Annotated in this window: 11 protein-coding genes; 8 read left to right on the forward strand and 3 right to left on the reverse strand. The window is 44.0% G+C overall.

The annotated features are described in order from the left end of the window. The first annotated feature begins 370 nt into the window (after positions 1-370). The gene (locus MR764_RS07460; RefSeq protein WP_247978780.1) at positions 371-1,600 is read left to right on the forward strand and encodes an LL-diaminopimelate aminotransferase; all 1,230 of its coding nucleotides are present in this window, start codon (positions 371-373) and stop codon (positions 1,598-1,600) included. 1,192 nt (positions 1,601-2,792) lie between these two features. On the opposite strand, the gene MR764_RS07465 is transcribed toward MR764_RS07460, so the two are convergent. Beyond that, on the reverse strand, positions 2,793-4,025 hold the full coding sequence (locus tag MR764_RS07465; protein ID WP_247978781.1) for a pyridoxal phosphate-dependent aminotransferase: 1,233 nt from the start codon (positions 4,023-4,025) through the stop codon (positions 2,793-2,795). Positions 4,026-4,263: 238 nt separating this feature from the next. Here MR764_RS07465 and ald point away from each other — a divergent pair, with 238 nt between their 5' ends. The 7 genes from ald to MR764_RS07500 all read left to right on the forward strand — a co-directional run bounded on the left by ald (position 4,264) and on the right by MR764_RS07500 (position 11,167). Beyond that, positions 4,264-5,376, forward strand: a complete 1,113-nt coding sequence (gene ald / locus MR764_RS07470) for an alanine dehydrogenase (RefSeq protein WP_247978782.1) — start codon at positions 4,264-4,266, stop codon at positions 5,374-5,376. Positions 5,377-5,896: 520 nt separating this feature from the next. Further along, positions 5,897-6,712 carry an ion transporter gene (locus MR764_RS07475; RefSeq protein ID WP_247978783.1) on the forward strand — a complete coding sequence of 272 codons (816 nt, stop codon included), beginning with the start codon at positions 5,897-5,899 and terminating at the stop codon, positions 6,710-6,712. A gap of 141 nt (positions 6,713-6,853) precedes the next feature. Next, complete coding sequence (locus MR764_RS07480) at positions 6,854-7,648, forward strand: thymidylate synthase (protein ID WP_247978784.1); 795 nt, start codon at positions 6,854-6,856, stop codon at positions 7,646-7,648. 10 nt (positions 7,649-7,658) lie between these two features. Further along, positions 7,659-8,162, forward strand: a complete 504-nt coding sequence (locus MR764_RS07485; RefSeq protein ID WP_247978785.1) for a dihydrofolate reductase — start codon at positions 7,659-7,661, stop codon at positions 8,160-8,162. Further along, entirely contained in the window at positions 8,159-8,464 is a 306-nt protein-coding gene (locus tag MR764_RS07490; RefSeq protein WP_247978786.1) for a cation:proton antiporter, read from the forward strand. Before MR764_RS07485 ends, MR764_RS07490 begins: the two co-directional genes overlap by 4 nt. Continuing rightward, a complete protein-coding gene (locus tag MR764_RS07495) occupies positions 8,428-9,381 on the forward strand; it encodes a cation:proton antiporter (RefSeq protein ID WP_247978787.1) in 954 nt (317 codons plus the stop codon). Before MR764_RS07490 ends, MR764_RS07495 begins: the two co-directional genes overlap by 37 nt. Before the next feature lie 43 nt (positions 9,382-9,424). Continuing rightward, the gene (locus MR764_RS07500; RefSeq protein ID WP_247978788.1) at positions 9,425-11,167 is read left to right on the forward strand and encodes a M14 family zinc carboxypeptidase; all 1,743 of its coding nucleotides are present in this window, start codon (positions 9,425-9,427) and stop codon (positions 11,165-11,167) included. A 57-nt stretch (positions 11,168-11,224) separates the two neighbouring features. On the opposite strand, the gene MR764_RS07505 is transcribed toward MR764_RS07500, so the two are convergent. Together MR764_RS07505 and MR764_RS07510 are read right to left on the reverse strand one after the other, a co-directional pair. Then, on the reverse strand, positions 11,225-12,319 hold the full coding sequence (locus MR764_RS07505; protein ID WP_247978789.1) for a chorismate mutase: 1,095 nt from the start codon (positions 12,317-12,319) through the stop codon (positions 11,225-11,227). Positions 12,320-12,321: 2 nt separating this feature from the next. Next, positions 12,322-13,293: a prephenate dehydrogenase gene (locus MR764_RS07510; RefSeq protein WP_348773075.1), complete on the reverse strand. Its 972-nt coding sequence runs from the start codon at positions 13,291-13,293 to the stop codon at positions 12,322-12,324. Between the last annotated feature and the right edge of the window lie 67 nt (positions 13,294-13,360).

Below are 13,360 nucleotides of genomic sequence, written 5' to 3' on the forward strand. Positions count from 1 at the left end.
CTCAACTGAAATATCTTCCCAACTCCTTAATTCCAATTTTGGATAGAACTTTTCTTTTAAATCAGGTCGTGTTTGAGAATAACTTTTGAATTCCATCGTGCGTTTTGTTTTTCATAAAATTAGGAATTTCTGTCAATTTATGAAGTCACTCATCTTAAGGGCTAAAGCCCAACATTACCGCATCCCATAACCCCAGGCTTAAGCCTGGGGTTACTGAATCAAAAGCAACTACGGGTTTTAACCCACAACTTACCCATACTTTCATTAAAAAAATCTAAATAAGAATTAGCCCGGTTCACGAAGAAAGGTGTCGCCACTTATATTTCTTATCTTAGCGGCTTCAATTGAAATTCAATAAAAACAGATAGATATGGCATTAATTAATGAAAATTACCTGAAGCTTCAGGCGGGTTATCTCTTCCCCGAAATCGGGCGGCGTGTGAATGATTTTATTGCAGCCAACCCCGATAAAAAAGTGATCAAAATGGGTATTGGCGATGTAACGCAACCTTTGGTGCCGAGTGTTGTAAAAGCATTCCACGAAGGCGTGGAAGAAATGGCCAAAGGCGAAACGTTTAAAGGTTACGGCCCGGAACAAGGTTATGCTTTTTTGCGTGAAGCCATTGCCAAACATTCATACCAGGACAAAGGTGTTAATATTTCTGCCGGCGAAATTTTTATTTCCGACGGCTCGAAATGTGATACCGGCAACATCCAGGAAATTTTTGGAAACGATAATAAAATAGCCATCTGCGACCCGGTTTACCCGGTGTATGCCGACACTACAGTAATGTCGGGCAAAACCGGCACCTGCCAGACCAACGGCTACTACGAAAACATTGTTTACATGCCGTGCACCAAAGACAATGGTTTTATTCCGGAACTTCCTACCGAAACTCCGGACCTGATCTTCCTGTGCTATCCGAATAACCCAACCGGAACAGTGGCATCGAAAGAAGAGCTGAAAAAGTGGGTGGATTATGCTATCGAAAAAAATGCGATCATCCTTTACGATGCAGCCTACGAAGCCTTTATTCAGGACGACAGCATTCCACGTTCGATTTACGAGATTGAAGGCGCCAGGAAAGTGGCCATCGAATTCCGCAGTTTCTCGAAAACAGCTGGATTCACAGGAACGCGTTGTGCCTTCACGGTAATCCCGGATGATTTGGTAGCTTTCGACAAAAGTGGTAAAGCTCACCCGGTGAAACCCTTGTGGAACCGTCGCCAGTCGACCAAATTCAACGGTGTTTCATACCCGGTACAAAAAGCGGCTGCCGCCATTTTCACCGAAGAAGGGAAAAAAGAAGTAAGCGAAGTAATTGCCTACTACATGGAAAATGCGCGCATTATGAAAGAAAGCCTGGCGAATGCCGGTTACGAAGTATTTGGCGGCGAAAATGCGCCTTACATTTGGGTAAAAACCAAAAACGGCATGAAATCGTGGGAATTTTTTGACAAGGTTTTAACGGAAGCCAACGTGGTGGGAACTCCCGGTTCAGGCTTTGGTCCTTCGGGCGAAGGCTACTTCCGTTTTTCAGCTTTTGCCGACCGCGAAAATGTGCTGGAAGCGATGGACAGAATCAAAAATATGAATTAAGAAATTCAGCAATACAATACTCAGAAGCCGGTTATTTAGCCGGCTTTTGTTTTTCCGTCAATTTCGGAATACTTTTTATTTCACGCCGATTACCGCAAATTCCATTTCATCCCAATGGGTGAATTCATTTTCTGCGTAAATCTGCGTTATCTGTGTGCCGTTAAATTCCGCTTACGGAACTTCAGTATAAAATCAGATCAATGCGGAAATGAATAATAATTGTGTTTTTACCCGTAAATCAGGTCCACTGAGCTTCTATAAAAGCCACATCCTTTGGGCGTGTTTGTTTACTCGCCAAAATCACGGATAAAGCCGAAAACCATAACCCGATTCGCTGAAGTTGGCTGCATTCAACATATCAGACCGAAACCGGGCATCGTTAGACTTCGGCATTTGGACAAGAACCATTCTGCCATCAGACAGCCCCTATCTTATGCCAGAGAAAAGCTCGCTGATTGGGTAAAGTCCTTATCTGTTGTAAGAAAACCCTCCTCTTTTATAAGATAACTTCTATCGGGCGGGGTAGCATCATTCTCTGATGCAAGATAATCTTCATCTTATACCAGAGAAAGGCTATCGGGCGGGGTAGAGAGATTATCTTCCAGAAGATAACCCTCCTCTTCTATAAGATAACCCCTATCGGGCGGGGTAGCATCATTCTCTGATGCAAGATAATCTTCATCTTATACCAGAGAAAGGCTATCGGGCGGGGTAGAGAGATTATCTTCCAGAAGATAACCCTCATCAGTTAAAAGATCCACCTTATCGGGCAGATGGGAGCCATTCTCTGATACAAGATAGCTTTCCTCTTTTTATCCCGACACCTGGAATTTTGTTTGAGAATGCTAATCGGGTAGGAGGAAACTAAACCACTATGCACCGGAAGTACATAGGTTTAAAATTGAATGAAATTCAAAAGAAGAATTAAGACATGAGATGTAAGTAATGAGTGACGAGACAAGAGTAGTAAGAATTAAAAAATTCAGATACTTGGATCTGGTCATCAGACCGATAATTTGCCGCCGACTTCCTTCAGATTCCACCTCGCGGAGGACACCCTTGTTTCAAGCTAACACTTCCCCCTATCAAGGCGTATCCGGGACCTACACCCTGGAGTTATGCCCCATACCGGGCGGCTAACAATAAAAAATCCGGTAAGCACTGCTCCCGGATCTTCCAATATCTTATATCACTACTTTGAACTTTCCTCGCTTATTTCAACCCGCCGCATTTTGCTTCCCGGGTAAACTTTCAAGGCTTCCTGTAAAATTTTAAGCGCTTTTGCCAGGTCTTCCTTTTTCAGTACGTAGGCAATCCTCACCTCATCCTGTCCTTTGTCGGGAACTGTATAAAATCCGGAAGCCGGAGCCAAAAAGATCGTTTCTCCTTCGTAACTAAATTCAGACAGCAACCATTCGCAGAAGCGGTCTGAATTATCAACGGGCAAACGGGCCACGGTATAAAAGGCGCCCATCGGAATCGGAGAATAAACACCGTCAATCCGGTTAAGACCATCGATCAGAAACTTACGGCGGTTTACATATTCGTTGTAATTGTTGAGCATGTAATCCGGATCAGCATCCAAAGAAGCTTCGGCAGCGATCTGCCCGATCAGTGGCGGACTCAAACGGGCCTGACAAAACTTCATCACATTCTTTTTAACCGCTTCGTTTTTGGTGATCAGCGCACCAATTCTTAGTCCGCATTCGCTGTACCGTTTCGAAACCGAATCGATCAGCACCACGTTTTGCTCAATACCTTCGAGGTGAAATGCTGAAATATACGGAGCCCCGGTGTAACAAAACTCGCGATAAACCTCATCCGAAAAAAGATACAAATCGTACTTCTTAACAAGGTCACGAATTTCATTCATTTCCTGTTGCGTATACAGATACCCGGTTGGATTGTTCGGGTTGCAAATCATGATCCCCTTGGTTTTTGGGGTAATCAGTTTTTCGAATTCTTCCACCGGTGGCAGCGAAAAACCTTCTTCGATCGTGGCTGCAATGGAACGGATTTTTGCTCCGGCCACAATAGCGAAAGCCTCGTAGTTGGCGTAAGCTGGTTCCGGAACAATGATTTCATCTCCCGGATCGAGACAACTCATAAAAGCAAATGTTACGGCCTCACTTCCCCCTGCAGTAATGATGATGTCCTCGGTATTTACATCAATGTCAAACTTATGGTAGTATTTCGCCAGTTTTTGCCGGAACGAAAAAATTCCTTCACTGGGTGTATATTCAAGTATTTTTCGGTCGATGTTCTGAATTGCCGCCAGCGCTTCTTTCGGAGTAGGCAAATCGGGTTGTCCGATATTTAGATGATATACTTTTACCCCCCTTTCCCTGGCTTTCTGAGCCAATGGAGCTAATTTCCTGATGGGTGAATCAGGCATTATCCTTCCCCTGTCTGATACTGTCGGCATGTTAATTTTTTTTACAAGTCAGCAAATATAATTTTATCAATCTGAAAATAACCGCGATTAAAAAATTTCATTTTAGAATATTATTGATAATTTAACTTCCAAATTAACAACATATTATGACCCTGGATGTTTAATCATCCATAAACGATTAATTCATTAAGTTTTATCATGTTTTCGTTACCCTGCTCTTTCTACTTTTGAATAGCAAATTATACTATTAATACTAAATCTTTCAGATATGATTATTGGTGTTCCAAAAGAAATTAAAAATAACGAGAACCGCATTGCCCTTACTCCTGCAGGTGCGGCTGAATTAACAAAACGTGGCCACCAGGTTTATGTTCAGGCCGGTGGCGGTTCAGGCAGTGGTTTTCCCGATGAAGACTATGTAGCGGCAGGTGCGCAAATTCTTCCGACAATTGAAGATGTTTACGGCATCGCCGAAATGATCATAAAAGTAAAAGAGCCGATCGAATCAGAATACAAGCTTATTAAAAAAGATCAGATCTTATATACTTATTTTCATTTTGCCTCTAACGAACAGTTAACTGACGCGATGTTAAAAAGTGGTGCGGTTTGCCTGGCTTACGAAACCGTTGAATTACCTAACCGTACGCTTCCCTTGCTGATTCCCATGAGTGAAGTTGCCGGCCGCATGTCAATACAGGAAGGCGCCAAATACCTCGAAAAAACATTTGGCGGTTACGGCGTATTGCTGGGCGGCGTTCCCGGTGTTCCTCCGGCTAATGTACTGATCATCGGCGGTGGAATTGTAGGTACTGAAGCTGCAAAAATGGCTGCCGGTCTGGGCGCTGACGTTACCATTATGGATGTTTCGCTGCCACGCCTGCGTTACCTCGACGACATTATGCCACCGAATGTAAAAACCATGATGAGCAACGAATACAACATTCGTGCAGCCGTTAAACAAAATGACCTGATCATTGGCGCGGTGCTTATTCCCGGAGCCAAAGCTCCTCATCTGGTAACCCGCGACATGCTGTCGACCATGAAACCGGGAACGGTTTTGGTTGATGTGGCAGTTGACCAGGGCGGATGTTTCGAAACCACCATGGCCACTACACATGCTGAACCAACTTTTGTGGTCGATCATGTACTTCACTATTGTGTGGCCAACATGCCGGGTGCGGTTCCGCGTACTTCAACCATCGCCTTAACCAATGCAACTCTGCCCTATGCCATCCAGATTGCACAAAAAGGATGGAAACAGGCTTGTATCGACAGCGAACCTTTGCGAAAAGGGCTGAATGTAGTTGACGGCAAAGTGGTTTACGAAGGGGTTGCCGAAGCTTTCAACCTTCCGTACCACGATGTAAATACAGTGTTATAACAAAACCTATCGCTATATTTCCAAGCCTTTCCGGTCATTCGGGAAGGCTTTTTTATTGAAAGCCGATCAACGAAAGACAGGTATTTTTCGTCCGGAAGTACTGTCAATCTATGATCAACTACCTGTTCCGGACGATTTCCCTTCGGTCATTTCATCCCGGCGTTACACACCGGGTTAATCACATTTAGCGCTTTCAGCGCCATAAAAAGGGAAGAGTTCAAACATCACAGTCCGGTTTTACTCGTCTTAACTTTCTAATTCTGCTCAATATCCCGAAGGGATAAAGTAGGATTAACCTCGGGTGAAACCCGGGGTGATATGTAAGTAAAATCAAAGGCGCAATCAATAAGCGAATCAAGGCACAATCGTTCTATGCGCCTTGTAATCCAGCAATCTTTATAAAATGCTGTCAACAATCCGCACTTTCATTCCTGTTGGAGATTCCCGGGAATCATGATTGTTTTATTGAACCCCTGCACTTCCCCTAAATGTTGTATATTTAAACCCCAAAGCGCAGGCCATGGGGAAAACCAAACAAAAACTTTACGAGATTATTTTTGAAGCAGATACACCTGCAGGAAAGCTTTTTGATGTAGCCTTACTTTTTGTGATCCTGCTTAGTGTGGCATTGGTCATGCTCGAAAGCGTTCCATTTATCCGACAGGATTACTACTCGCTTCTGCACATTATAGAGTGGGTCATTACCGGTATTTTCACCCTTGAATACCTGCTTCGGATCCTCATTATCCGAAAACCTTTCCGTTATATTTTCAGTTTCTACGGCATTATCGATTTTCTGTCGGTCATCCCAACCTACATCGGGTTATTCCTGGTGGGCTCGCACAGTCTGGTGGTTATCCGGATATTACGCATGCTCAGGGTTTTCCGAATCCTGAAACTAAGCCGTTACACGCAGGCAGGGCGATCGCTGGCGCAGGCCATTTGGGCCAGCCGCGAAAAAATAAGCGTTTTTATATTTTTTGTGGTGGTGCTGGTTATTGTAGTGGGTACCATTATGTATTTGATTGAAGGCGAAGCGCACGGATTCACCAGTATTCCAAGGGGAATTTACTGGGCCATTGTAACACTTACCACAGTCGGCTATGGCGACATCAGTCCGCAAACACCGTTCGGACAATTTATGGCGAGCATTGTTATGATTATGGGCTATGCAATTATTGCAGTACCTACCGGCATTATTACTGCCGAAATTATCAATCCATCGAACCGCGACAACACACAGGTTTGTCCGCAATGCCTTTGGCCGCACCACGATGACGATGCTGTTTTCTGCAAAAAATGCGGTGTAAAAATCAATCCCACAGAAAAAAACTAAACGGTTCAATTAACAACACCCAAACATTTGTGGATATTTAAATGCATCATTTGGGGAACACCATTTTTTGAATTTCTATTTTTACCAAAAATTACAGTGACATCCTCTCCATAAATAAGGATTTCACGAAAATGAATGATTATGAGGCAGTATTTGGATTTATTGGAAACCATTTTGAAAGAGGGAACAAAAAAGGAAGACCGGACAGGCACCGGCACAATCAGCCGGTTTGGACATCAAATGCGTTTTGATCTGAGTGAAGGATTCCCGATGGTAACTACCAAAAAGCTGCACCTGAAGTCGATCATTTATGAATTGCTGTGGTTTCTTGCCGGCGACACCAATATAAAATACTTGCAGGACAACGGCGTTCGGATTTGGAACGAATGGGCCGACGATGATGGAACCCTGGGCCATATTTACGGCTACCAGTGGCGCAGCTGGCCGACTCCCGATGGAAAACACATCGATCAGATCAGCCAGGTGGTCGACTCGATCAAAAATAATCCCGACTCGCGCAGACACCTGGTTAGTGCGTGGAATGTGGGTGAACTAGATAAAATGAACCTGCCCCCCTGCCACATCCTTTTCCAGTTTTATGTGGCCGACGGAAAACTTTCGTGCCAGCTTTACCAGCGTAGCGCTGATGTATTTCTGGGCGTTCCGTTTAATATCGCTTCGTATGCGCTGCTCACACTGATGATGGCGCAAATAACCGGACTAAAACCGGGAGATTTCGTGCATACTCTTGGCGATGCACACATTTATTCGAACCACATCGAGCAGGTAAAGCTTCAGCTATCGCGCGAACCGTATCCCCTGCCAAGCATGAAAATCAACCCGGATGTCAAAAGCATTTTCGATTTTAAATACGAAGATTTTGAACTGGTAAATTACCAATCGCATCCACACATTAAAGGAGTAGTAGCCGTTTAATTTTTCCAAAATGATTCAAAAAAACATTTCCATTATAGTTGCTGTTGCCGAGAATTTTGCGATTGGCAAAAACAACGACCTGCTTTTTCATTTGCCCAACGATTTAAAACGTTTCAAGGCAATCACTTCCAGGCACAGCCTGATTATGGGACGTAACACCCTGCTTTCGTTACCCAAATGGCCGCTACCCAACCGCCGTCATATTGTAATCACCGATAAAAAAGACGATGTATTTCCGGGTTGCGAGGTAGTGTTTTCGATCGACGAAGCCATTGAAAAAGTAAAGGGAGAGGAAGAAGCTTTTGTGATTGGAGGCGGCATGGTTTACCGCCAATTTTATCCGCTGGCCGGAAAATTGTACCTTACACTGGTACACCAGTCTTTTGATGCCGATGTTTATTTCCCGGAAATCGACTACGCCGAATGGCACGAAAACGAACGGGAAGACTTTTTTGATGAGAAAAATAATTTCAATTATTCTTACCTGAATCTGGAACGAAAAAAGATGGAATGAATGTTCTTCTGGTAATAGGGCTACTACTGATTGCAGGCTATTCTCTCGGGTACCTGGCGTCAAAAATCGGATTGCCCAAAATTATCGGATACATCGCCACCGGAATCGTCTTCAGCCCTTATTCTTTTGGCATTCTCGACAAAAGCATACTCCCTCAAACCGAACCGCTCATTGATGTAAGCCTGGCGTTTATTGCATTTGAAGTGGGAGGTACACTGAAATGGGATAAAATCAAAAATTACGGAAAGGTATTGATCGCATTCTTTTGCTCGAAAGCCTTTTACCGTTTTTCCTGGTGCTGATTTTCATCAGCCTGAGCGGCTATCTGTTCCCGGGCATTTTCTCGATGCAAAGTCACTGGATACTTATTCTGGCACTGCTGATAGCGCCGCTGGCCAGTCCGACAGATCCCTCTGCAACCATTGCCGTTATTCACCAGTACAAAGCAAAAGGCCAGGTTTCGGACACCATAATGGAAGTTGCCGCTCTCGACGATGCGATGGCGGTATTGCTGTTTAGTATTTCGGTGGCAGTTGCTGCTATTGTGGCCGGAAACAACGACACCAGCATCAGTTCATCGGTTTTACACGCTTTTTATAAAATAGCAGGCGCAGTTTTGGCGGGAGGAATTACCGGGTGGCTGACGGGCTTTTTATCCAAAATGCTAAAAATAGAGAACGAAGGACAGTGGATTGTTTTGCTCGCAGCCGTCATCATTTTTACTTTTGGAATAGCCTCATTTTTGAATCTGGATGAGATACTTGCTGCCATGGCTTTGGGGGCCTTTATTACCAACTTCAACAAACAAAGCAAATTACTTTTCAAAATTGTGGAACGTTATACCGAAGCATTGATTATGTTGCTTTTCTTTATTCTCTCCGGCCTCCATCTCGACCTGTTTGCCATCCCCGATGCTACCTTGCTCATTCTGATTTTTGTGCTCCTGAGAATTACCGGGAAGTATTTCGGTGCGCGACTGGGCGCTTCGTGGGCACACGCTCCTCAAAAAGTAAGAAGATACACCAGTGGCGGACTGATTCCGCAAGGAGGAATTGTTATCGGATTGGCCTTGCTGATCTCAAAAAATCCTGCTTTTTCAAACATTGCCCATCCTCTTCTGGCGGTGATCATGGGAAGCGCCATTTTCCACGAGTTACTTGGCCCCCTGGCTGCTATCCGTGCATTAAAAAAGGCAGGTGAAATTCCAGGCAAAACTTAATTTTCGGCAAAAAAATTATACTTTCCCCTTCAAAAATCATACGATGAAAAGAACTGCTGCTGCATCACTTCTATTAATGTTTTGTTTCACTGCTTTTGCACAAAAGCAATCGCTGTTAAAGCTCAAATATGAAGAGAACTATACTCCAACCTATTCCGAAGTAATTGAAATGTTCCGTTTGCTCGACAGAACCTATGAAAATGCAGTTCTGCTTGAAAAAGGAAAAACCGACAACGGCAAGCCCCTGCATCTTTTTGTGATCAACAACGAGCCTGTTTTTGATCCTGCAATCCTTCGGGAACAGGGCAAAACAGTTTTACTGATCAACAACGGAATTCATCCGGGAGAACCCGAAGGAATTGACGCCAGTTTAGAATTTGCCGACGACATACTTCGTAACAAGGATGACCTGGCTGAGCTCCTCGAAAATACAGTGATCATTATGATTCCGGTCTATAATATCGGCGGCCATTTAAACCGCAGTGCCTATAACCGTTCGGGACAAACCACCCCCTACGAAACAGGATTCAGAGGAAATGCCAAGAACCTCGACCTGAATCGTGATTTTACAAAAAGCGATTCACAAAATGCACTTAGTTTTTACGAAATTTTTAACGAATGGAACCCAGATGTTTTTCTCGACACACATACCACCAATGGTTCCGATCATCAGTATTCCATCACGCTCATTCCACCATCTCCGGCCCGATATCCTAAAGTAATGCAGGAATTTATTCAGAACGATTTTGTTCCGGCGCTTTATAATGATATGAAAAAGGGAACTTACGAAATGATTCCCTATGTCAATTACATTTACCACGATCCAAGACAGGGAATGGCTCTTTTCCAGGGAAGCCCGCGCTACTCGAACGAATTTGCCACCATGTTTCACAGCCTCGGATTGGTGACAGAAAATCATATCTATAAAAATTACTCCGACCGTGTAAAATCGTGTTATCAGTTTATTCAGGTATTGGCCGAATACACTTCGCACAACAGTAAGAAAATCAAACAAAAGAGAGCGACGGCCATTCGTGAATCAATGATAATCAACGAATTTCCGGTAAGTTACCAACTCGATACGACACAATTTACCATGATCGAATTTAAAGGATATGAAGCAACCGATAATCAGCTTAGTCCGGTAAGCGGCGTTGAACGTTTTGGTTACGACACCAGCCGTCTCTACACCGACTCGATTAAATACTACGAATTCTGGATTCCATCGGAAAAGGTAAAAGTTCCGGAGTATTATTTGTTGCCACAGGGATACGACGAAATTATCCAGAAACTGAATTTGCTGGGAGTACGTTATTCCACCCTTCAGCATGATTCGGTAATGAAAGTATCGGTTGATTACATCGACGATTATTCCAATTCCTCCCAACCGAGCAACGGTCATTACTACCACAATAAAGTAAGCACGCACTCCGAAATACAGGAAATTCAGTATTTCAAAGGTGATTTGCTGATTCCGGTGCGACAGGAAAAGATCCGTTATATTCTGGAAATGTTCGAGCCCAAAGCGGAAGATTCATTTTTCAGGTGGAACTTTTTTGACAACATACTCGATCAACGCGAATATTTCTCGTCGTATGGGTTTGAAGAGAATGCGCTAAAATACCTGAACGAACATCCCGATTTCAAAAAGAAGATGGAAGAAAAACGCGCTGCAGATCCGGAGTTTGCAAAGGACCATCGCGCACAAATGGCTTTTATTTACAACAATACCGAATGGCTTGAAAAAACCTGGAAACGCTATCCGGTCGGAAAAATATACGAGTGATTTTTGAGTGTATTTCAAATAAAAACGGAAGCCAATTGACTTCCGTTTTTTATCGTTTTATTTCTCTGCATCCATAATTTCAGTCTGCATACGAACCGAATCTTCGTGAATCAGCTGAAAGAGTATTTTTACAAACGTTTCGTCGAGGCTTAACTTTTTACCCAGATTAACACGACTTTCCATCAACTGAGTCCAGCGGTTGATCTGAAGTGCAGTAACGTTATTGTCTCTTTTATATTGGCCAATTTCCTTTACAATCTCCACCCTTGAGGACAGCATCTCCAATAACTCAGAGTCGATGGCATCAATTCGGTTTCGAAGCATATCCAGTCGGTTTTCAAACTCCGGATTATTGGCACTCTCGTAACGTATTACAAGCCTGTCGAGTAATTTCGCCAAATCGGCAGGAGTTACCTGCTGAGCGGCATCACTCATAGCACACGAAGGATCGATGTGCGATTCAAGCATCAAACCTTCCATACCCATATCGAAGGCTTTTTGCGCTATCTCGAACAAGTATTCCCTTTTCCCAGCAATATGGCTCGGATCGCAAATTATGGGAAGATTAGGCATGGTACGACGCAATTCAATTACATTTTTCCAGTTCGGGTAATTGCGGTACTTGGTTTCACGAAACGGTGTAAACCCGCGGTGAATCGCAACAATATTACGAATCCCCGCCTGGTGAACCCGCTCGATCGCTCCCATCCACAACTGCACATCCGGATTCACCGGATTCTTAATCATTACAACTGCGTCGCTGCCTTTTAAAACATCGGCAATTTCCTGTACCACAAACGGACTCGCAGTCGACCGTGCTCCGATCCAGATTACATCCAGTCCGGCTTTTAACGCTTCTTCGGTGTGTTGCGCATTCGCCACTTCGGTACCAACGGGTAATCCGGTTTCCTCCCTTACCTTTTGCAGCCAGCTTAGGCCAATTGAGCCCACTCCTTCGAAAGAACCGGGCCGTGTTCTCGGTTTCCAAACGCCCCCACGGTATACAAACACACGTTTATCCTGGGCTAAAAGTCGGGCAGTATCGAGGGCTTGTTTTTCCGACTCGAGGCTACATGGCCCCGCGATCAGCAATGGATTGTCAAGATTTGGCAACCAGGCTTTAATCGGATTAATGTCTAATTTCAATGTCATGATTATTTCGTATAAAGTTTTGTTATTTTTTCTTCGTTTTTCACCAGATGAGGAGTTTCGCCTGCCAAAATGCTTCTGATCCGGTTGGCACTTTCAATCAGATCCCACATCTTTTCATCATCTTCCTCCTTCATGCAATCTCTGAATTCTTTTAAATGCTTAATGTATACGTTCAGGGCTTCAACAACGTAACGGCGGTTTTGTTGAAAAATGGGGTGCCACATCGAACCGGCGCTTTTGGCCAATCGCACCGTAGAACGAAATCCGCCGCTCGCCAGATCAAAAATGATGCTTCTGTCTTCTTTAGCCTGCACGGCATTTGCCAAAGCGAAAGCCGCAGCGTGTGGCAGATGAGATACAAAAGCGGTGCTGTGATCCTGCTCATCCGATGTCATATAGGCAATATCCATCCCCAGGTTCTGAAACAATTTTTCGACAAGTGCAATGTGTTGCGGGCCTGAATCTTCCTGATCGCAAATAATGGCGATCTTACCCCGAAACAAATCTTCCATTGCGGCAGTTGGTCCCGAGTTTTCAGTGCCCGACATGGGATGTGCCGGCACATAATTTTTTCTTCGTTTATGGCTGGCAACCGAATCAACCAATATTTTTTTGGCCGAGCCCATATCTGACACGGTGGTTCCACTTTCAATCCGGTCAAGAATAAGCGGCAATACAGCCAGTGTTTTATCCACCGGAATGGCGATCAAAACCATATCAGTGTGGCTAACGCCTTCTTCCAATGTTGCAACACGATCAACCAGGCCAAGTTCGAGCGCCTGGGCAGCATGTATTTCATTGGCATCAACACCGATCAGCTCGGTGGCAAAACCCGATTTGCGAAGGTCTTTTGCCATAGACCCTCCAATTAATCCCAGCCCAACGATTGTAATTCTCATATGACGTATTTTTATAAAAAAAGGCCCCGAATTTCTTCGAGACCTTTCTGTAACATATCTTTCGTTTTTAACAATACACTACTTCCTGATCCCGATTTTAGAACCAAAATAAAAATAGAAGTAATAAAAGCTATTGTTAAAA

This window comes from Maribellus sp. YY47, assembly GCF_023111095.1.
In the GTDB taxonomy this organism is placed as follows: Bacteria; Bacteroidota; Bacteroidia; order Bacteroidales; family Prolixibacteraceae; genus Draconibacterium.